The sequence below is a fragment of the Streptomyces sp. NPDC002324 genome (assembly GCF_053593335.1).
The window spans coordinates 47,553-68,433 of the sequence record NZ_JBSFCF010000006.1; the positions used below are offsets into that span (position 1 = coordinate 47,553).

General features: G+C 72.4%; 17 protein-coding genes and 1 pseudogene. 9 read left to right on the forward strand and 9 right to left on the reverse strand.

The window, feature by feature from the left end; translation table 11 throughout:
* Positions 1–140: 140 nt before the first annotated feature.
* The 5 genes and pseudogenes from ACWCRJ_RS10870 to ACWCRJ_RS10890 form a co-directional block, all read left to right on the forward strand.
* Positions 141–1,355, forward strand: a complete 1,215-nt coding sequence (locus ACWCRJ_RS10870) for a flavin-containing monooxygenase (protein ID WP_450938967.1) — start codon at positions 141–143, stop codon at positions 1,353–1,355.
* A gap of 313 nt (positions 1,356–1,668) precedes the next feature.
* Positions 1,669–3,921, forward strand: a complete 2,253-nt coding sequence (locus ACWCRJ_RS10875; RefSeq protein WP_450938968.1) for an acetate--CoA ligase family protein — start codon at positions 1,669–1,671, stop codon at positions 3,919–3,921.
* 55 nt (positions 3,922–3,976) lie between these two features.
* Positions 3,977–4,822 (forward strand): enoyl-CoA hydratase/isomerase family protein, encoded by an 846-nt coding sequence (locus ACWCRJ_RS10880; protein ID WP_450938969.1) that lies wholly within the window; start codon positions 3,977–3,979, stop codon positions 4,820–4,822.
* A 111-nt stretch (positions 4,823–4,933) separates the two neighbouring features.
* Complete coding sequence (locus tag ACWCRJ_RS10885; protein ID WP_450938970.1) at positions 4,934–5,593, forward strand: flavin reductase family protein; 660 nt, start codon at positions 4,934–4,936, stop codon at positions 5,591–5,593.
* Between the two features lie 24 nt (positions 5,594–5,617).
* A pseudogene (locus ACWCRJ_RS10890) lies at positions 5,618–5,984 on the forward strand (helix-turn-helix domain-containing protein); the annotation flags it as partial.
* Here ACWCRJ_RS10890 and ACWCRJ_RS10895 read toward each other — a convergent pair.
* The 3 genes from ACWCRJ_RS10895 to ACWCRJ_RS10905 all read right to left on the reverse strand — a co-directional run bounded on the left by ACWCRJ_RS10895 (position 5,981) and on the right by ACWCRJ_RS10905 (position 9,304).
* Positions 5,981–7,030, reverse strand: a complete 1,050-nt coding sequence (locus ACWCRJ_RS10895) for a Zn-dependent alcohol dehydrogenase (protein ID WP_450938971.1) — start codon at positions 7,028–7,030, stop codon at positions 5,981–5,983. The pseudogene ACWCRJ_RS10890 and the gene ACWCRJ_RS10895 overlap by 4 nt on opposite strands.
* Positions 7,031–7,047: 17 nt before the next feature.
* Positions 7,048–8,202: an acyl-CoA dehydrogenase family protein gene (locus tag ACWCRJ_RS10900; RefSeq protein WP_450938972.1), complete on the reverse strand. Its 1,155-nt coding sequence runs from the start codon at positions 8,200–8,202 to the stop codon at positions 7,048–7,050.
* A 190-nt stretch (positions 8,203–8,392) separates the two neighbouring features.
* Entirely contained in the window at positions 8,393–9,304 is a 912-nt protein-coding gene (locus tag ACWCRJ_RS10905; RefSeq protein ID WP_450938973.1) for an SDR family NAD(P)-dependent oxidoreductase, read from the reverse strand.
* Positions 9,305–9,439: 135 nt separating this feature from the next.
* Here ACWCRJ_RS10905 and ACWCRJ_RS10910 point away from each other — a divergent pair, with 135 nt between their 5' ends.
* Positions 9,440–10,372, forward strand: a complete 933-nt coding sequence (locus ACWCRJ_RS10910) for a cyclase family protein (RefSeq protein WP_450938974.1) — start codon at positions 9,440–9,442, stop codon at positions 10,370–10,372.
* A gap of 602 nt (positions 10,373–10,974) precedes the next feature.
* On the opposite strand, the gene ACWCRJ_RS10915 is transcribed toward ACWCRJ_RS10910, so the two are convergent.
* The 4 genes from ACWCRJ_RS10915 to ACWCRJ_RS10930 all read right to left on the reverse strand — a co-directional run bounded on the left by ACWCRJ_RS10915 (position 10,975) and on the right by ACWCRJ_RS10930 (position 15,374).
* Positions 10,975–11,550 carry an ATP-binding protein gene (locus ACWCRJ_RS10915; protein WP_450938975.1) on the reverse strand — a complete coding sequence of 192 codons (576 nt, stop codon included), beginning with the start codon at positions 11,548–11,550 and terminating at the stop codon, positions 10,975–10,977.
* A 514-nt stretch (positions 11,551–12,064) separates the two neighbouring features.
* Entirely contained in the window at positions 12,065–12,949 is an 885-nt protein-coding gene (locus ACWCRJ_RS10920) for an acyl-CoA dehydrogenase family protein (protein WP_450938976.1), read from the reverse strand.
* A 77-nt stretch (positions 12,950–13,026) separates the two neighbouring features.
* Positions 13,027–14,157, reverse strand: coding sequence for an acyl-CoA dehydrogenase family protein (locus ACWCRJ_RS10925; RefSeq protein ID WP_450938977.1), 1,131 nt, complete (start codon positions 14,155–14,157; stop codon positions 13,027–13,029).
* Between the two features lie 11 nt (positions 14,158–14,168).
* Entirely contained in the window at positions 14,169–15,374 is a 1,206-nt protein-coding gene (locus tag ACWCRJ_RS10930; protein WP_450938978.1) for an amidohydrolase family protein, read from the reverse strand.
* Positions 15,375–15,638: 264 nt separating this feature from the next.
* On the opposite strand from ACWCRJ_RS10930, the gene ACWCRJ_RS10935 reads away from it, so the two are divergent.
* Positions 15,639–17,150, forward strand: a complete 1,512-nt coding sequence (locus ACWCRJ_RS10935) for a class I adenylate-forming enzyme family protein (protein WP_450938979.1) — start codon at positions 15,639–15,641, stop codon at positions 17,148–17,150.
* Here ACWCRJ_RS10935 and ACWCRJ_RS10940 read toward each other — a convergent pair.
* Complete coding sequence (locus ACWCRJ_RS10940) at positions 17,129–17,641, reverse strand: EF-hand domain-containing protein (protein ID WP_450938980.1); 513 nt, start codon at positions 17,639–17,641, stop codon at positions 17,129–17,131. The genes ACWCRJ_RS10935 and ACWCRJ_RS10940 overlap by 22 nt on opposite strands.
* Positions 17,642–17,835: 194 nt before the next feature.
* Positions 17,836–18,270 (reverse strand): STAS domain-containing protein, encoded by a 435-nt coding sequence (locus ACWCRJ_RS10945; protein WP_450939179.1) that lies wholly within the window; start codon positions 18,268–18,270, stop codon positions 17,836–17,838.
* Positions 18,271–18,799: 529 nt separating this feature from the next.
* On the opposite strand from ACWCRJ_RS10945, the gene ACWCRJ_RS10950 reads away from it, so the two are divergent.
* Positions 18,800–19,381: a sigma-70 family RNA polymerase sigma factor gene (locus ACWCRJ_RS10950; protein ID WP_046919665.1), complete on the forward strand. Its 582-nt coding sequence runs from the start codon at positions 18,800–18,802 to the stop codon at positions 19,379–19,381.
* Entirely contained in the window at positions 19,378–20,724 is a 1,347-nt protein-coding gene (locus ACWCRJ_RS10955) for a zf-HC2 domain-containing protein (RefSeq protein ID WP_450938981.1), read from the forward strand. Before ACWCRJ_RS10950 ends, ACWCRJ_RS10955 begins: the two co-directional genes overlap by 4 nt.
* Positions 20,725–20,881 lie beyond the last annotated feature (157 nt).

Consider the following 20,881-nt stretch of genomic DNA (forward strand, 5'->3'; position numbering starts at 1 on the left):
CGCCCCACCACCCCACCCCCACATTCCAAGAGACCTACGCCACGGACCCCACCCACACCTCCCACACCCGTGATCAATCCGCAACCAATTCCGGGCTTGACCGAGACCCAACAAATGAGGGCGTGAATACGCTCAGGCGCATGGCCGACCTCAGAGCTTCCGTCACTCCCGCCTCTCCCGACCGCCCCGTCTATGTGATCGGCGGCGGCCCCGGCGGGCTGGCCGTCGCGTACGCCTTGCGGGCTCAGGGGGTGCGGGCCGTGGTGCTGGAGAAGTCGGACGGGGTCGGGGCGTCCTGGCGGCGGCACTACGACCGGCTGCATCTGCACACCACCCGGCGCCTGTCGGCACTTCCCGGCCTGCCCATGCCACGCCGGTTCGGCCGGTGGGTGTCGCGGGACAACGTGGTCCGCTACCTGGAGAAGTACGCCGAGGTGCACCAGCTGGAGATCGTGACCGGCGTCGAGGTCTCCCGCGTGGAGCGGACCGCCGACGGCACCGGCTGGCTGTTGCACGCCACCGGCGGCCGTGAGCTGACCGGCGGCGCGGTCGTCGTCGCCACCGGCTACAACCACACCCCCCACATCCCCGACTGGCCCGGCCGCGACTCGTACACCGGCGACCTCGTGCACGCCCGTGAGTACCGCAACCCCGAGTCCTACGCCGGCCGGGACGTCCTCGTCGTCGGCATCGGCAACACCGGCGCCGAGATCGCCGTCGACCTCGTCGAGGGCGGGGCGCGGCGGGTGCGGCTCGCGGTGCGGACGGCCCCGCACATCGTGCGCCGCTCGACCGCCGGGTGGGCGGCCCAGTACACGGGCGTCCTCGTACGGCGGCTGCCGGTCGCCCTCGTGGACCGGCTCGCCAGGCCGATGGCGAAGCTCAGCGTGCCGGACCTGTCCGCGCACGGCCTGGCCCGGCCCGACACCGGCCTCTACTCCCGCGTGCACGAGGGGGCCGTTCCCGTGCAGGACGTCGGACTCATCGACGCCGTGCGGAAGGGCAAGGTCGAGATCGTCGCCTCGGTCGAGGGGTTCGAGGACGGCAAGGTCGTCCTCGGCGACGGCACCCGGATCGAGACCGACGCCGTGATCGCCGCCACCGGCTACCGCCGCGCCCTGGAAGGGCTCGTCGGACACCTCGACGTCCTCGACGGACGCGGGAAGCCGGTCGTGCACGGCGCCCGCTTCCCCACGAACGCCCCCGGCCTGTACTTCACCGGCTTCACCAACCCCATCAGCGGCATGTTCCGTGAACTCGCCCTCGACGCGGAGAAGATCGCCAAGGCGATCGTGAAGACGGGCGGCGTCACCACGCGCGACGCGGTCACCGTACAGATCCGCACCACCCGCTGAGCGAACGGGCGGGAGGGCAGGCGGCCGTCGGGCGGGAGGGCAGGCGGCCGACAGCTGGGAGGGCAGGCGGCCGACCGGCCGGCGCACGATCGGGAGCGGGGGCCCCGCCAAGCCACCCCCGCCCCAGACCCATCCCCTCCCACACGTCTGACCGTCCCCCGACACGGGTACAACCTCCTTACTGCCGCGTAGCTTTGCCCGCACACCCATTCCTGACACAGCGTCAGTTCAGTAGTCTGAAATCTGACGTGTCGTCAGAAACGTGAATGCGTCACGTCACTGAATTGGCTGTCACACAGGAGCGGGCGGACCGATGCTTGGATCAACCCACGGCACCCTCACCACCGACTCCCGCCGGGCCCGGGCCATCGCGTGCGGAGAGCACCCCGCGCAGGTCGTGCACGGCAGGCCCGCCGAGGCAGGCGACCTGGACGTCAGCGGGCGTCCGCTGTACGCCGACGTCCCCGATCTGGACCGGCTCTTCCGCCCGGAGTCCCTGGCCGTCGTCGGCGCCTCGGACACCGAGGGGCGACCGAACACCGGGATCACCCGGCAGTTGCTCGCCTGGTCCGAACGCGTCGGCGCCCGGCTGCACCCCGTGCACCCCACGCGGGAGTCGGTGTTCGGCATCCCGTGCGTCCCTTCCGTCGCCGACCTGCCCGAACAGGTCGACCTCGCCGTCCTGCTCCTGTCCGACCCCCTCCCCGTGATCGGCGAACTGGCCGAGGCCAAGGTGAAGTTCGCCGTCGCCTTCGCCTCCGGATTCGCCGAGACCGGCGCGGAGGGCGCCGCCGCGCAGGAGCGGCTGGCCGCCGCCGTGGCCCGCGCAGACGGTCTGCGGCTGCTCGGCCCCAACACCAACCTCAACGCCTTCGAGCGCTTCCGAGACGACCTCGACGGCCCGGCGATCGCGCTGATCACCCAGTCCGGCCACCAGGGCCGCCCCGTCTTCTCCCTCCAGGAGATCGGCATCCGCCTCTCCCACTGGGCCCCCACCGGCAACGAGGCCGACCTGGAGACCGCCGACTTCATCTCCTACTTCGCCGAACGCCCCGAGGTCGGTGCCATCGCCGCCTACGTCGAAGGCCTCAAGGACGGCCGCGCCTTCCTCCTCGCCGCCGACCGGGCCGCCCGGCGCGGTGTGCCCGTCGTCGCCGTCAAGGTCGGCCGCACCGAGACCGGCGCCCGCACCGCCGCCTCCCACACCGGCAAACTGACCGGCGCGGACGCGGTGGTGGACGCGGCGATGCGGCAGTACGGCGTGATCCGCGTCGACGGTCTCGACGAACTCCAGGACACCGCCACGCTCCTGGCACGGGCCCGGCGCCCGCGCACCGCCGGGGCGGCCGACCCGAGGCCCGAGGGCGTCGTCGTCTATTCGATCTCGGGCGGCACGGGCGCGCACTTCGCCGACCTGGCCACCGAGGCCGGCCTCCCCCTCCCCACCCTCTCCGAGGCCAAGCAGGCGGAGCTGCACCAGTGGATCCCGGACTATCTGAGCGTGTCCAACCCCGTCGACAACGGCGGCCACCCCGTGGGCGACTGGCGCGGCCCCCGCATCCTCGACGCGATCCTCGACGACCCCTCGGTGGGCGTGCTGATCTGTCCCATCACGGGCCCCTTCCCGCCGATGAGCGACAAGCTCGCCGAGGACCTGGTGGCCGCCGCGGAGCGGACGGACAAGCTGGTGTGCGTGGTGTGGGGGTCGCCGGTGGGCACCGAGACCGCCTATCGCGAGACGCTGCTCGGGTCGTCCCGGGTGGCGACCTTCCGCACCTTCGCCAACTGCATCACGGCCGTCCGCGCCCACCTCGACCACACCCGCTTCACCAGCGCCTACCGCTCCCCCTTCGACGAGGCACCGCGCTCTCCCTCCCCCTCCTTCCGCAAGGCGAAGGCGCTGATGCGGCCGGGGCAGCAGCTGAGCGAGCACGCGGCGAAGCAGCTGCTGCGCGCGTACGGCATACGCGTGCCGCGCGAGCAGTTGGTGACCAGCGCGGCGGCGGCCGTACGCGCGGCGAGCCTCGTCGGCTACCCGGTGGTGATGAAGGCGTCCGGTGCCCGCATCGCCCACAAGACCGAACTCGGCCTGGTGAAGGTCGGGCTGACCTCCGCCAGCCAGATCCGCGACGCCTATCGGGAGCTGACCGACATCGCCCGCTACGAGGACGTCTCCCTCGACGGGGTGCTGGTGTGCCAGATGGTCGAGCGGGGGGTGGAGATGGTCGTGGGCGTCACCCACGACGACCTCTTCGGGCCCACCGTCACGGTCGGTCTCGGCGGGGTCCTCGTGGAGGTCCTGCGCGACTCCGCCGTACGCGTGCCCCCCTTCGCCGAGGACCAGGCGCACGCCATGCTCGCCGAACTGCGCGGGCGGGCCCTGCTGGACGGGGTGCGCGGGGCTCCCCCGGCCGACGTGGACGCCCTCGTGGAGGTCGTGCTCCGCGTGCAGCGCATGGCGCTGGAACTCGGGGACGAGATGGCGGAGCTGGACATCAACCCGCTGATGGTGCTGCCGAGGGGACAGGGGGCCGTGGCCCTGGACGCGCTGGCGGTGTGCCGCTGAGCGCAGCCACCCCCTGAGGACATCAACCACTCTCCGTGACAACTGGAGCATCCACATGTCCGCTTCCCCCCGTGAACATCCCGAAAAATCCCGTGACTCATTGATACTGCACGCCACTGACAACGCCGTCTCGTGGATCACGCTCAACCGCCCCGAGGTGATGAACGCCCTCACCTCCGACCAGCGGGAACACCTCATCCGCCTCCTCTGCGACGCCTCCTGCGACCCCACCGTGCGCGCGGTGGTGATCACGGCCACGGGTCGCGGATTCTGCGCGGGCGCGGACCTGCGGAGCGCCTCGACCGGCGGCGACACGGAGGGCGCCGAAGGGGGGCGCGTGGCCGGTGACGTGGCGCGCCTGATCCGCCTCGGCGCACAGCGGCTCGTCGCGGCCGTCCTCGACTGCGAGAAGCCGGTGATCGCGGCGGTGAACGGCACGGCGGCCGGCCTCGGCGCGCATCTCGCCCTCGCCTGCGATCTCGTACTGGCGGCCGAGGAGGCCCGTTTCATCGAGGTGTTCGTACGGCGCGGCCTCGTCCCCGACGGAGGTGGCGCCTATCTGCTGCCCCGCCTCGTCGGGCCCCGGCGGGCGAAGGAGCTGATGTTCTTCGGGGACGCCCTGTCCGCCGCCGACGCGGAGCGCCTCGGCCTCGTCAACCGGGTCGTCCCCGCCCCGGACCTGCGGAAGACGGCCCGCGAGTGGGCCGAACGCCTCGCCGCCGGGCCGACCCGCGCCCTGGCGTCGACCAAACACCTGGTCAACACCTCCCTCGACACCGACCGCGCCACCGCCTTCGCCGCCGAGGCCGCCGCCCAGGAGATCAACATGACGACGGCGGACGCCCAGGAGGGCGTGGCGAGCTTCGTGGAACGACGGACGCCGCGCTACGAGGGCCGCTGAGGGCTCACCCGAAGCCGGGGGCCACGGGCCACGGGCCACGGAAGAACCGTTACGGGACTTTACGGGACCGCACTTCACTTCTGACGAGCCGTCAGTTTCAATGGTGAGGTGATGGGACATGCGGGAATGGCAGCCGCCGCCGTCCGCTACCTGAGGGCGGACCCGGCGGACGGAAGTGGCAGGACGACGCATCCGGAACCGGTCCTCGAAGCGCTGCCGCGCCCCGAGCTGCGCTGCGTCGGCGAGCACGAGCGCGCGCCGGTCGACCAGGCGGAGTTCCGCCGTGTCCTCGGCGCCTTCGCGACGGGCGTCACGGTGATCACCGCCCCGGCACCGGCACCGCCACCGGGAGCCGACACCCCAGCCCCCACCGAACCCCCCGCCGGCTTCGCCTGCCAGTCGTTCTCGTCCCTCTCGCTCGATCCGCCGCTGGTGGCGTTCATGGTCGGCCGTACGTCGACGACCTGGCCCAGGATCGCCCGCGCGGGCGTCTTCTGCGTGAACGTACTCGGCGCGGACCAGGGCGAGTTGTGCCGGCGCTTCGCGGTGAGCGGGGCGGACAAGTTCGCCGGCGTCACCCACACCCCGGCCCCCGCCACGGGCTCCCCCCGCCTCACCGGCGCCGCCGCCTGGATCGACTGCACGGTCCACGCAGTCCACACCGGCGGCGACCACCTGATCGTGGTGGGCCGGGTGCGGGCACTGGACACGGCCGACGACACGATGCCGCTGCTGTTCCACAGGGGCCGCTTCGGCCTGCTCAAAACCTGACGGCGGCCCCCCCGACTCAGGTGACCGCCGCACCAGGACGGCGGCCAGGCCCAGTACATCCAACGGCCCCTGCCCGAGCCTCGGTCGGCGACGACCACCGCCGCCCGCGCCTGGGCCCTGGGGCGCCTGCACGAACCGATCCAGTGGCTGACCCTGCAACGCGTCGAACGGGCCCGCCATCTTCTGGAGTCCACCGGCCTGTCCCGTCGACCAGGTCGCCCACGACGCGGGCTTCGGCACGGCCCAGTCGATGCGGCAGCATCCGCAGGGCGCGCTGGGGGTGACCCCGACGGCGTACCGGCGGACGTTCAAGGCGGAAGGCGCGGCGACGCGTACGGCGGGGTCCGGCGGCGCGGAGCGGACCGGGCAGGAGCCCGGGCCGGTGGCCTAGAAGGTGAGCACCGCCCTCGCCACCCGCCCCTCCCCCGCGTCCTGCGCCGCCTTCGCGAAGTCCTCCACCGGGTACGTGGCCGTGACCAGCTCGTCCAGGAGCAGGCGGCCCTCCCGGTAGAGGTCGGCGTAGAGCGCGATGTCCCGTTGCGGGCGGGACGAGCCGTACCGGCAGCCCAGGATCGACTTGTCCAGGTAGAGGGAGGAGACGAGGAAGGACGCCTCGGCGGTCGCGGCCGGCACACCGAGCAGGACGGCCTGGCCGTGCCGGTCCAGCAGATCGATCGCCTGGCGGACGAGCTCGACGCGGCCGACGCACTCGAAGGCGTGGTCGGCGCCCGTGGGGAGGATGTCCCGTACATCGGCCACGGACGTCAGGAAGTGTGTGGCCCCGAACAGCCGCGCCACCGCCTCCTTGTCCGGATTGGCGTCCACGGCGACGATCCGCGTCGCCCCCGCGATCCGCGCGCCCTGTACGACATTGAGCCCGATCCCGCCGGCGCCGATCACGACGACGGTGTCCCCGCGGTCGACGCGTGCCCGGTTGAGCACCGCGCCGACACCGGTCAGCACCCCGCACCCGATCAGCGCGGCGGAGGTCAGCGGAATGTCGTCCGGTATCCGTACCGCCTGGACGGCCTTGACCACCGTCCTCTCCGCGAAGGCGGAGTTCGCGGCGAACTGGAACACCTCCCGCCCGCCGCGCGAGAACGGCCGCGTGGGCCGTCCGATCGCCCTGCGGCACATGGTCGGCCGCCCCCGGTCGCAGTCGGCGCAGGCCCCGCAGTTGGCGAGCGTGGACAGGGCCACATGGTCCCCGGGCCGGACGTGCCGGACTCCCGCCCCGACCGCCTCGACGACGCCCGCCCCCTCGTGCCCCAGCACCACCGGCACCGGGAACGGAATCGTCCCGTCCACCACCGACAGGTCGCTGTGGCAGAGCCCGGCGGCCGAGATCGCCACCAGCACCTCACCGGGACCCGGCTCCCGCACGACCAGATCGTCGACGACCTCGGCCCTCTTCCCGTCGAACACCACTCCGCGCATGGCCCTCACCCCTCAGCTCAGCCTCTCGGCTCCCTCGGCAGACCGAGCACCCGCTCGGCGATGATCGTGCGCTGCACCTCGTCCGAACCGCCGTAGACGGTGTCGGCCCGGCTGAACAGGAACAGGTACTGGAAGGGGTCCAGCGCGTACGGCTCCGGCGCCGACCACTCCCGCGGGCCCAGCACCGCCCCCGCGCCCCGCACCTCCATGGCCAGCTCGCCGAGCCGCCGGTGCCACCGCCCCCACAGCAACTTGGCCACGCTCGGCGCACCCGGCTCGGCACCGCCCTCCGCCCCGCCGAGCGTCCGCAGGGCGTTCCACCGCATCGCCTTCAACTCGGCCCACTGCCCCACGAGTCGGTCGCGCACGACGGGATCGTCCGCCGCCCCGCTCGCCACGGCGGCCCGTACGACGTCCCCCAACTCCCGCTCGAAGCCGATCTGCTGGGCGAGGGTCGACACCCCCCGCTCGAAGCCGAGCAGCCCCATGGCCACCCGCCAGCCGTTCCCCTCGCCCCCGACGACGTGCTCCGCGCCGGCGTGCGCCCCGTCGAAGAAGACCTCGTTGAACTCGCTCGTCCCGGTCATCTGCCGGATGGGCCGCACCTCGATCCGGCCCGGCTGGTCCATCGGCACGAGCACCAGCGACAGCCCGTGGTGGCGTTCGGAGCCCGGCTCGGTACGGGCCAGCACGAAGCACCAGTCGGCCTCGTGGGCGAGCGAGGTCCAGATCTTCTGTCCGGTGATCCGGTACGACCCGTCGTCCGCCCGCTCCGCCCTGGTCCGCACCCCTGCGAGGTCGGACCCGGCGCCGGGCTCGCTGTATCCCTGGCACCAGAGTTCGTCGCCGCGCGCGACCGGCGGCAGGAACCGCCGCTTCTGCTCCTCGCTCCCGAACGCGATCAGCGTCGGCGCGAGCAGCTTCTCCCCGATGTGCCCGGAGCGGGCGGGTACGTCGGCCCGCGCGTACTCCTCGGCCCACACCACCTGCTGGACCAGCGTGGCCGTCCGGTTCCCGTACCCGCCCTCGCTCCACCCGAGCCCGATCCATCCGGCGGCCCCGAGCGTCCGCTCCCAGTCCCGCCGGTCCTCGCCCACTCCGGCGTGCGCCCCCAGCCAGTCCCGCACCTCCGCCCGGAACGCCTCGTCCTCGTCACTGAACCCGAAGTCCATGCCACCTCCAAGACGACCGCCGTACCGATGGTGGTGCGTTGTCGGGTGCGGGTGCTCCGACCGCGCTTGAGGGGCTTCGGTGAGTAGCACGGGGCGCGGCCCTGCTTGTCAGGGGCGCGGGGAACTGCGTGACCAGCCCCCACCGGAGCCGCACCCGCCGACGAACCCCCCGCCCCCGCCCCCACCCCCCTCACGCGTTCGGCCGCTCCCCAGCCGCCGCGGCCCGGGCCATCCCCTCCACCCGCTCCAGCATCGGCATCGGATCCACCCCCACCGCCCCCGGCAGAACCTCCGCGATCCTCTCCGGGGTCCAGGCCCCCTCCGCATACGCCGAGCGCAGCTCCCGCGGCTGCGCCCACACCGCGATCTTCGGCCCGGCCACCGTGTACACCTGCCCGGTGATCCGCTCCTCCCGGGCCCGGTCCGACAGCAGGTACACCACGAACGCGGCCACGTCCTCCGGCTCACCGATCTCGGTCAGCTCCATCGGCACCCCCGCGGACATCCGCGTACGCGCCACCGGCGCCACCGCGTTCGCGGTCACCCCGTACCGGTGCAGGCCCAGCGCCGCGCTGCGCACCAGGGAGATGATCCCGCCCTTGGCCGCGCTGTAGTTGGCCTGCGAGACGGACCCCTGGTGGTTGCCGCTCGTGAACCCGATCAGGGTCCCGGCCCGCTGCTTGCGCATGACGGCGGACGCGGCCCGGAACACGGTGAACGTGCCCTTCAGATGCGTGGCGATGACCGGATCCCATTCGTCCTCGGCCATGTTGAACAGCATCCGCTCGCGCAGGATCCCGGCGACACAGACGACCCCGTCGATCCGCCCGTACGTCCGGACCGCCGTGTCCACGAGCCGCTGTCCGCCGGCCATGGTGGAGATGTCGTCGGCGACGGCGACGGCCTCGCCACCGGCCGCCTCGATCTCCTTGACGACGGTCTCGGCGACGGAACTGGTGGGCTCGGAGCCGTCGACGGAGACGCCGTAGTCGTTGACGACGACGCGCGCGCCCTCGGCGGCGGCACCGAGGGCGACCGCCCGGCCGATCCCCCGCCCCGCTCCGGTGACGGCGACGACCTTGCCTGCCAAGAAGTTTCCCACCCCGGCCCCTTCCCCTCATCACGGTTTCTGATGGACCGTTACCTGACGAGCCATCAACTGACGTACCGTCAGATCTGCTCGTACGGCGATTCTACGGCCCGTCGGACACACCCACACAAGCCCCGGGGAGGGCCGATGTCATTGCCCGTGGAGTTCCACGACATCGCCAAGCGCGTGAACAACTGGGGGCGTTGGGGGGCGGACGACGAGATCGGCACCCTCAACCTGATCACCGACGAGGTCGTACGGAAGGCCGCCGCCTCGGTCCGCACCGGGCGTCGGGTGCCGCTCGCGCTGCCCCTCCAGCAGGACGGCGTGCAGACGGGGATGATGCCGGGCCGGGTGAACCCGCTGCACGCGATGGTGCAGATCAACCAGGAGATCTTCGGTCCGGGTACGGTCGCGTGCAGCGACGACGCGGTGACCATGGGACTGCAGGCGGCGACGCACTGGGACGCGCTCACCCATGTCTCGCACTCGGGCCGGATCTACAACGGCCGCCCGGCGGACACCATCACCTCGCACGGCGGCGCGGCCTTCGCCGGCATCGACAAGGCCCGGCACATCGTCTCGCGCGGCGTGCTCCTGGACATCCCGCGCGCCCTGGGCCGCGACGACGACCGGCTGCCCGGCAACCACGCGGTCACCCCCGAAGACCTGGACGCGGCCGAGGAGTTGGCGGGGACCCGGGTCCGCGCGGGGGACATCGTCCTGGTCCGCACCGGGCAGATCCGGACCTACCTGGCCGGTGACAAGCACGCGTACGCGTTCCCCTCGCCGGGGCTCTCCGTGCGCACCCCGGAGTGGTTCCACGCGCGCGATGTCGCCGCCGTCGCCAACGACACCCTGACCTTCGAGATCTTCCCGCCGGAGATCGAGGACCTGTGGCTGCCGGTGCACGCGCTCGACCTGGTCGAGATGGGCATGCCGCAGGGGCAGAACTGGAATCTGGAAGAGTTGTCCACAGCCTGTGGACAACTTGGGCGGTACGACTTCCTGCTCTCGGCGATGCCCGAACCGTTCGTCGGCGCCACGGGCACGCCGGTGGCACCGATCGCCCTCCTGTAGACACGCCGCGCCACGGGGACTCCGGATCACGGAGACTTCGGATCACGGAGACTTCGGATCACGGGACCTTCGCGCCATGGGGACTTCGGGGCATGGGACTTCGGGGTATGGGGACCTCGGGGTACGGGGACCTCGGGCCATCGGGCCCCTGAGCCGGCTGGCGGCGCGGCGCTGTCCGCCCCGAGCACGGCACCGCGCGCCGCCATCCGGCTTCGGCGGGCCCGCTCCGCCCCCGGATCCCTGCGCGAGCCGACGCCGAACGCGACCCACGCTCGTCGAGGACTTCCGTCACCGAAGCCCTCGTCGTCCCCTCGCGGCGAATCGCTGGACACAAGCGTGATCAAACGGACAGGACACGTCAACACCCGTTCGGGGAGCAGGCACGCGAAACCGGCATCGTGGCGGTGCGTACGGAAGCACGTCCCGGCGCACGGCCCGGCCACCCCGCGCCACGCACTCACGCGCAGGCGCGTGCGGCGCACCTACGGGCGACCGCGCACACCTGACGCCCCAACGGGAGGCAGGCCCGGCACGCGGCGGGAAGGGGCACGCGAGCAGAGCCCTCGGCCCGGCATCGAGCCCGGCCCGCCGGCAGCCCCCGACTAGACCGCCTCGTAGGCCATGCCCTCGCACACCAGGCTCTCCCGGGCGACCGCGGCGACCCCGGTCACCGCGCTGCACGCCGGATAGACCGCCGGCGCCACGACGGCGCCGCCCGCTCCCGGCGCACCACCCGACGCCCCCGAGGCACCCCTCGCCCCGGCGATCCCCGGCACCACCCGGTCCAGCTCGCACCAGATGCGCTTGCCGACGCCCTCGTAGGACCAGCCCCAGCGGTCCGCGAGGACCTCGACGAGGGCGAGACCCCGCCCGCCCGTCTCGTCACCGTCGGCACATCGCGGGGCCGGCGGACACGCGCTGGTGTCGGCGACCTCCAGGCGGACCTTGCCGACCGCACCGTCGCGCAGGGCGGACAGCAGCAGCCGCAGCACGGCCGGACGGCCGGTGTGGACCACCGCGTTGGTGACCAGCTCGGAGACGAGGAGGATCAGCGTCTCGGCGAGCGGCTCGTCGTCCCCTATCCCGGACCCGGCGAGCCGTGAACGGGCCCATCTCCGTGCGCGACCCACCTCTGTGGGGTCGGGCCGGATCTCCAGCTGCACTTGAAGCACCTGCACCGCTCACACCATCCGAACCGGCGGACACATCGCCGCACGCCCCTCAGGGGCCACGATCGTGGTCATCTGCTGCCTGGCCGACGCCACCCTCATCGACGCCGTCGGCACCGGGATCACGGAACGTGATCCCCTTACAGGACAGCATGGTTGACGTACAGTCACCCCAACAAGCGCTTCGGGCATATTCCAGCGCGAAGGAGTACGCGTACGGCATACTGTGCGACGCTCATCGCGGCGAGTCGAACAGACCGGGGCCGCGAGACTTCGGCCCACTTCACGAGCGCCGCGCACCGCCGGATCCGGGGCCGCCACAGGGGCAACACCGGCTCGGCTCGACCTCGGAACCACTCGCATCCACCAGAAGGTACCGGAGCGGGACTCCGACTCCAGGCCGTGACAAGTCACACTCAGGACACAACCCGATATCAACGCTCGGTAATTCCGGTATGCCACGTTCCGCGACATTCGAGCGTTACGCCGCCACACCTTTACGCTGCGTGCCTGGTCAGCGCGGTCAGCCCGCCTCGACCAACAGTTCTCCTGCCAACAACTCCTCACTCTCCGTGATCGATCCGCCACGTTCCGCCCGTACCCACGCCCGCTTCAGACACAGGTGTACGTCGGCCTCCCAGGTGAACCCCATGCCGCCGTGCACCTGGAGACTGTCGCGCGCACCGCGCACCGCGGCCTCGTCGGCCAGCAGACGGGCCGCCGCGATGTCCACCGGATCGGCGGTCACGGCCGCCGCGTACACCGCCGCCCGCGCCACCTCCACCCGCACCAGCAGTTCGGCACAGAGATGCTTGACCGCCTGGAACGCTCCGACCGGCCGCCCGAACTGCTCCCGCGTCCGGGCGTGTTGCACCGCGGCCGCACAGGCCCGTGCCGCCGTCCCCAACTGCTCGGCTGCGGTGAGCAGTACGAACAGATCATCGGGGCGGGCGGCCGCACCGGCCCCCGGCACCCGGTGCAGCGGCGTCAAGGGGTCGACGGACCGCAGCTCCACGGCCTCCGCCGCCTCCCCCACGACCACGTCCGCCTCCGCCAGCCACTCCACCAGTCCCCCGCCCCCGACGGCGGTGACGACGGCCTCCCCGGTCGCCGCCCCCGGCACCACCCCCGCCGCGAGATGCGTGGCCACGAGCGGCCCCGGCAACAGGGCCCGCCCGGCCTCCTCGAACACCAACACGGCCTCCGGCAGCCCCAACCCGACCCCGTCCCGCGCCTCCGGCAGCCGCAACGCGAAGAACCCGACCGCCCCCAGCTCCCGCCACAGCTCCCGGTCCAGCCGGGGCCGGTCGACGGCGGCCCGGAGCGCCTCCCGCCCGAAACGCCGTGCCAGGAACTCCCGTACGCCGTCCCGCAACGCCTGCTGATCCTCAGTGAGCCGAAACCGCATAGCCGAGACCCCCTCCGCAACCCCGAGTACGACAGCGCGCCCCTCCAGGGGCGCGGCAACCCACCCCTGCCGCCCCCTCACCCCTTGGGCAGCCCCAGAATCCGCTCCCCCACGATGTTCCGCTGGATCTCCGACGTCCCTGCCGCGATCGTGTACGACAGCGAACCGAGCCGGTCGAGAACCCACGGCCGCCCCAGATCGACCGCCTCCGGCCCCAGCACCTCCCCCGCCGCGTCGAACAGCTCCTGCCGCGCGCGCGAGTACCTCAGCTTGAAGACCGAGCCCCCCACTCCCGGCACACCACCGCTCGCCTCCGCCGCGCTCACGTTCCACTGCGTGAGCCGCCACAGGGCCCGGAACTCCGCGTTCAGCCGCCCCAGCCTCCGCCGCACCGAGGAGTCGTCCCAGCGCCCGTTCGCCCGTGCCTCCCGCGCGACCTCCCCCAACACCCGCCGACAGGCGACCACTTCTCCCACGAACGCCGTCCCGCGCTCGAACGACAGCGTCACCATCGTCACGCGCCACCCGTCGTTCTCCTCGCCCACCCGGTTGGCGACCGGCACCCGCACCTCGTCGAGGAAGACCTCGGCGAACTCGGTGGAGCCGGCGAGCGTGCGCAGTGGCCGTACGGTCACGCCGGGCGCGTCCATGGGCATCGCCAGCCAGGTGATGCCCCGGTGCTTCGGCGCGTCCGGGTCGGTGCGCACCAACAGCTCGCACCAGTCGGCGACTTCGGCGTGCGAGGTCCAGATCTTGGACCCGCTCACCACGTACGCGTCACCGTCCCGGCGCGCGCGGGTGCGCAGCGACGCGAGGTCGGACCCGGCGTCGGGTTCGCTGAACCCCTGGCACCACACCTCCTCGCCGCGCAGGATCGGCGGCAGCCAACGCGCGCGCTGTTCGGGGGTGCCCTCGGCGGCGATCGTGGGCCCCGCGTGCAGCAGCCCCACGAAGTTGGCGCCCACGTACGGGGCGCCCGCCCGCTCGGTCTCCTCCAGGAAGATCAGCCGCGTGGTCGGCGAGGCGTCCCAGTGGACGTCGGCGTACCCGGCGTCGTACAGCGTCCGCTGCCAGCCGAGGTCGTAGGCGCGCCGTCCGGGCCAGTCGCCGGGCGACGGCTTCGGCGGCAGCGCGGGGAGCGTCTTCGCCAGCCACTCCCGCAGCCGCGCCCGGAACTCCTCCTGCGCCGGGCTGTACGCGAGGTCCATCGCCCGGGGCCCTACGTGCCGAGGTGGCGGTCGAGGTCCAGGCCGAGCATGCGGATCGCGTTGCCGCGCATGAGCTTGTAGACCGTCTCGTCGTCGAGGCCCTTCACATGGTCGAGGGCGACCTCCTTGGTGTGCGGGAAGGTCGAGTCGACGTGCGGGTAGTCGGTCTCGAAGGTGGCGTTGTCCCGCCCGACGACGTCCAGCGAGGCGATCCCGTGCTTGTCGCGGAAGAAGCAGCAGAACATCTGCCGGTAGTAGTACGTCGAGGGCGGCTCGGGGATCAGGTCGCGTACGCCGCCCCAGGCGCGGTGCTCCTCCCAGACGTCGTCGGCGCGTTCCAGGGCGTAGGGGATCCAGCCCATCTGGCCCTCGCTGTAGGCGAGTTTGAGGCGGGGGAACTTCACCAGGACCCCGCTGAAGAGGAAGTCCATCATCGAGGCCATCGCGTTGTTGAAGGAGAGCGAGGCCTGGACGGCGGGGGGTGCGTCGGGGGAGGCGGCCGGCATCTGGGAGCTGCTGCCGATGTGCATGTTGACGACCGTCCCGGTCTCCTGGCAGGTCGCGAAGAAGGGGTCCCAGTAGCCGGAGTGGATGGAGGGCAGGCCGAGGTAGGTCGGGATCTCGGAGAAGGTGACGGCCCGGACGCCCCGGGTGGCGTTCCGCTCGATCTCCGCGACCGCGAGGTCGATGTCCCACAGGGGGATCAGGCAGAGCGGGATGAGCCGGCCGCCGCTGTCGCCGCACCACTCCTCGACCATCCAGTCGTTGTAGGCGCGCACGCAGGCCAGGGCCACCTCCTTGTCGTGCGCCTCGGCGAAGGTCTGCCCGCAGAAGCGCGGGAAGGTCGGGAAGCAGAGCGAGGCCTCGACGTGGTTGAGGTCCATGTCCGCCAGCCGGGCCTTCGGGTCCCAGCAGCCGCGCCGCATCTCCTCGCGGGTGATGCCCTCCAGGGTCATCTCGTCCCGGTCGAAGCCGACGGCCGCGATGTTCCGCTTGTACGGGAACTTCAGGTCCTCGTAGATCCACCAGTCCGTCGGCTGCCCCTCGGGGTCCATCGTGATCCGGTACTTGCCGGCGATGTACGCCAGCTCGCCGATCCCGGCGGTGAGGGGCTTCGGACCCCGGTCGCGGTACTTCTCCGGCAGCCAGTTGTCGAAGAGGTGCGCGGGCTCGATCACATGGTCGTCGACGGAGATGATGCGGGGCAGTTCGGTCATGGATCCCCCACTCAGTTATCTGATGGACCGTCAGATCCTCGTGGAGCAGGTTAGTGGCACACCCCTGGACCGACAAGGCGCCCCGGCCTACGCTCTGGCCACGATCTGACATACCGTCAGCCAGTGGCGAGTGAGCCGAAGGGGCGCGTCGGTGTCGAGTCCGCGAGCGCGCGGAGGCCCGCAGAGTGGAGCACGGTCGCGGGCTCGACACCGACTGGAGCGCCCCGGAGGCGAACCGAGCCTCAAAAGAAGGGGCCCCGCGCTGTGAATGACACCGCCAACGCACTCGGCACGTCCCGCACCCTCTGGGAACTCCTCGACCGCCGCGCCGGCCTCACCCCCGACCGGCCCGTCCTCCTCCAGGACGACCGCACGCTGACCTTCGGCGAACTGCGTGCCCGCGCCGAGCGGGTGGCGGCCGGGCTGTACGACAGGGGCGTACGCCCCGGCACGGTCGTCGCCTGGCAGCTGCCCACCCGGATCGAGACGGTCCTGCTCTCCTTCGCCCTGGCCCGCCTCGGCGCCGTCCAGTCCCCGGTCATCCCCTTCTACCGCGACCGCGAGGTCGGCTTCGCGCTGCGGGAGTCGAAGGCGGAGTTCTTCGCGGTGCCGGGCGAGTGGCGGGGCTTCGACCACACGGAGATGGCCCGGCGGCTGGCGGCGCGCGGCGTCTTCGAGGCGTACGACCGGCTCCCGGACGGCGATCCCTCCGCGCTCCCGGCCCCGCCCGCCGACGGCACCTCCGTCCGCTGGATCTACTGGACCTCGGGCACCACCTCCGACCCCAAGGGCGTCCTCCACACCGACCGTTCGCTGATCGCGGGCGGCTCCTGCCTCGCCCACGCGCTACGGCTCACCTCGGACGACGTCGGCTCGATCGCCTTCCCGTACGCGCACATCGGCGGCCCCGACTACATGGTGATGCTGCTGCTGTACGGCTTCCCGGCGGTGCTGTTCGAGCACTTCGCGCTGCCGGCCGCACTGGAGGGCTACCGCAAGCACGGGGTGACGGTGGCGGGCGGGTCGACGGCGTTCTACTCCATGTTCCTGGCCGAGCAGCGTAAGCAGCCCGGGGTTCCCGTCATTCCCACCCTGCGGCTGCTGGCGGGCGGCGGGGCTCCGAAGCCGCCCGAGGTCTACCACGCGGTCGTCCGGGAGATGGGCGTGCAGCTCACCCACGGGTACGGCATGACGGAGGTCCCGATGATCACGATGGGGGCGCCGGACGACTCGGTGGAGAACCTGGCGACGACGGAGGGGCGGCCGCCGGCCGGGATGGAGATACGGATCGCGGCGGACGGCGAGGTGCGGCTGCGGGGGGAGGCCGTCTGCCGGGGCTATCTGGACCCCGCGCAGTCGGCGACGGCGTTCGACGCGGACGGGTTCTTCGTGACGGGCGACCTCGGGCATCTGACCGACAGCGGCCATCTGGTGCTGACCGGGCGCCTCAAGGACGTCATCATCCGCAAGGGCGAGAACATCTCGGCGAAGGAGATCGAGGACCTGCTGCACCGCCACCCGTCGGTGCGGGACGTGGCGGTGATAGGTCTCCCCGACGCCGAACGCGGGGAACGGGTCTGCGCGGTCGTGGAACAGCCGCCGGGGGCCGAGGCGCTGACACCGGAGGCGGTGACGTCGTACCTGCGCGCGGAAGGGCTGTCGGTCCACAAGCTGCCGGAGCAGGTGGAGGTGGTGGACGCCCTTCCGCGCAACGAGACCCTGCGGAAGGTCCTCAAGTACAAGCTGCGCGAGCGTTACTCGGGCACGGTGAAGTAGCGGGCGAACGCGTTCACGACCTCCACCTCGTCCACCTTGCCGTCGGCGTCGGTGTCGAGCGTGGCGGCGGCGGCCGCGCAGACATCCTCCGGCGCGCCGAGGGCCTTGAGGACCCGGGCGGTCTCCTCGACCGTGGCCTTTCCGTCCCCGTCGGCGTCCGCGACCGCCAGGGCCGCGTGCAGGAAGGGGCGGGCGATCTCGGCGAATCGGTCGGGGTTGTCGCGCAGTCGCTTGACCGCGCCGTTCACGAACTCGTCCCGGGTGATGCGCTGGTCGCCGTCCCGGTCCGCTATGCCGGCCATACCCTGCCAGAAGGCCTCGGCGCCGCCGTACAGGGCCTGGCCCTTGTCCGAACGTGCGGTGGTGCCGAACTCGTTGAGAACCGCCTTGCTCGCCGCGCTGAAGTCCTCGCGGTCGATCCAGCCGTTGCCGTCCTGGTCGAAGGTGGCGAACCGGGCGGCGATCCTGCGCTCGTACTCGCTGCTGACCATGTCTCTCGGGGCCCGCCTTACGTCAAGTGGGGTGCTTCTCGGACGGAGCGTACGACGTCAGAGGTCCGGACGGAGCGGGAAAGCGTCGCTTGTACCAAGACTGCGGGAATTCCGGGACAACAGTGTGGCCACCGGGACGCCACCGCGTGCGACAGCTCACACGTACGTACTGCTCATCGGGAGAGGTGCCGAGGTCAGGCCGACAAGGGGCCGGCCTCCTCCTCGGGCTCCGGTGCGACCGCCGAGGCGACGTCCGGGTGGACGTCGAAGAGGCGGCGGACGCCGAGGGCGGCGAGCACGCGGTTGACATGCGCGCCCTGGGCCGGGCCGCCGCCCGCGTGACCGTCCGCGGGGAGGATCAGCTTGAGCCGTCCCCGGCAGGAGCGCATGAGGCGGCGGGTGGCGATGAGGACCCCCACCCCGCTGGAGTCGCAGAAGACGACGTCGGAGAGGTCGAGGACGAGACTTCGGCGGCCGTCGGCCACCGCCTCGTGCACCCGATGGCGCAGCAGGGGCGAAGTGACCAGGTCCATCTCACCGGACACGTGCAGCACGACCCACTCGCCCTGCTCGCCCGGTACGCCCTGCCCGTCCTGATCGCCGTCGGTCACTTCGAACGTCACCGCGATGCCTCTCAGTCGCCGAACCGGAAGCCACTGCACCGCTTCCTGCTTGCGCGGCTGCCCCGCCGTCGTTCCATGAAACACCCGCGACCCGGCGAAAGCGCGGGGTAAGCGAGCCAATTCAGGGGCCTTTTCGGTGCGATTTCTATCGAGTACGGTCACATGTGATCGACTATTGATCGCGAATGGCTGCGAAGCGGTCCTGGGCGGTCGGATTCATGCAGATCCGGCCGCACATGAGGTCGTACAAGCATACGAAAGGCAGGCGGACGCCCACGTGGGCGGCATGGAAACGGCTTGCGCCGACGGTCATACCACCTCTCGCCTCACGAGGGGCGCACATTGCCATAAAGGGGCGTGCGCGGTCAGCGGTGCCGACTACATTCGGGACGGCAGTGCACGGAGGCTGGAAACGGTGCCGGAACCGGGCCGGTACGACACCGGACCGGCGAGGGGCCGGTGCCGGGTCGACACAAGGTCCACGGTCCGGCGGTCATCAGGAACGGCGCAGGTACGAGCAGGGTGAGGGGGCCGTATGGCGACGAAGGACGCACCGCCCCGCTGGGACCGCAGGATGCAGCAGCGGCTGGCGCGCGGCGAGGCGGCGGCGCTCGGTGAGCTGTACGACCGGTTCGCGTCCCTCGTGCACGGGCTCGCCCACCGCGTCCTCGGCGACGAGCGGGGCGCCGACGGCATCACCCGCGAGGTGTTCCTCCAGCTCTGGGAGAACCCCGAGGCGTACGACCCCAAGCACGGCCCCCTGCGCTCCTGGGTGGCGGCGCTGACCCACCGCCTGGCGGTGCAGCGGCTGCGCGCCACCGAGACCGCCGCGCTCGCCCGGGGCGGCGAGGGCACCGCGGAGGACCTGGAGCGCAAGGTGCGCCACGCGTCGGTCGCGGCCCGCGCCGACTACATAGTGCAGGCGATGCCCACGTCGCTGCGGGCCGCCCTGGAGCTGGCGTACTTCCAGCGCCGCGACTACCGCCAGACCGCCACCGACCTCGGTGTCACCGAGGACGAGGCCCGCCGCCGCCTGCGCCTCGGCCTGCAGCTCCTGTCCACCGCCCACGACACCCGCCCGTCCGGCACCCCGCCCGAACCAGGGGCCACGGCGTGACCGGCGGACCGACCCCCTTCGGGGCCCCCGGCGACGACCCGGAGGAGCAGGGGCCCGGCGGTCCCCGCGACGGTGACGGTGGCGGCGACGCGCCGGCCGGGCCGCCGCGCATACCGCTGCCGCGTACCTCCGTGGAGGACACCGGGCTGCCGCTGCCCGACCCCGCGCCGCCGACGGCACCCCCGGCGGCCCTCGTGCTGGAACACCATGTGCTCAAGGCGCTGCTCGGGGCCTGGGCGCTGGCCGCGTGCTCGGCGGAGGAGGCGCTGGCCGTCGAGGAGCACCTCGGGTCGTGCGGGGCTTGCGCGGACGAGGCGCGCCGGCTGCGGGAGGCCGTGGGGCTGCTGCACCCGCCCGAGAGCCTCGACCTGGATCCGTCGCTGCGCACCCAGGTGCTGGGCGTCTGTCTGCGCCGCCGCCCGCCGCGCATCCCCGTACCCGGCTGGGCCGCCCCGTACGACGCGGAGACGGCCCGGCTGGACGCGTTGCTGCAGGACATCGGGACCGCCGACTGGCACACGCCCGTACGGCTGCGCTGGTTCGAGGGCGTGGGGCCGGTGAGCCGGCGTACGACCGTCGCCGGGGTCATCGCCCATCTGCTCACCGTCGACGGGCTGGTGGCGGCCGCGCTCGGCCTGGACGACCCGCTCGGCGGGCTGCTTCCCGAAGGCGACGAGCCCGTCGGCGGTACGCCGGCGGCGCGCACCGAGGCCTACTGGAAGGCGTCCCACTTCCCGCCGAGCCGTGCCCTGCGCGCACCCTGGCGGCAGCAGAGCCACGACATCGTCCGCACGACGTCGTTCACGGGCGGCGGCGGTCCGGACGGCTCCGACGACTCCGGGCGCCTGCCGGTCTCGTACGGCGGCTTCGAGCTGCCCCTGCGGGACGCGATGCTGGACCGGGCGTTCGAGTGCTGGATCCACGCGGAGGACATCGCGGAGGCCGTGGACTACCCCTACGAGCCGCCCTCGGGCCGCGATCTGCACGGCATGATCGACCTGGCGGCCCGCATGCTGCCGGTGTCCCTGGCCGAGCGCCGCCGGACCGGCCTGGCGTCCCCGCCCCCGCCCGGCCGCCACCTCGTACCGGCCGGCACCCCCGGCCGCAGCCTCCGCCTGGAGATCGAGGGCTCCGGCGGCGGCGAGTGGCTCATCCCCCTGGACTCCCCCGCGGCTCTCGGCTCCGCCGACCACGAGGTGGCCCATGTCGCCCTGGACGGCGTCGAATTCTGCCGCCTGGCCGCCGGCCACGTCCCCCCGGAGGAAGCGGCGGCAGGCCAGGCGGGCGACCGCGAGGCAATCAGAGACGTCCTGTTCGCGGCAGCGTCCCTGAGCCGCATGTAGGGGTCCGGGAAGAGCGCAGCCCATCCAGGGGCGCGAGGAACTGCGCGAGCAACCACCCACAACCCGCACCCGACGCGAGGCGACGCGAGGCGAGCCGAGACGACGGACTGGAACGGGCGCAGCCCATCCAGGGGCGCGGGGAACTGCGCGAGCAACC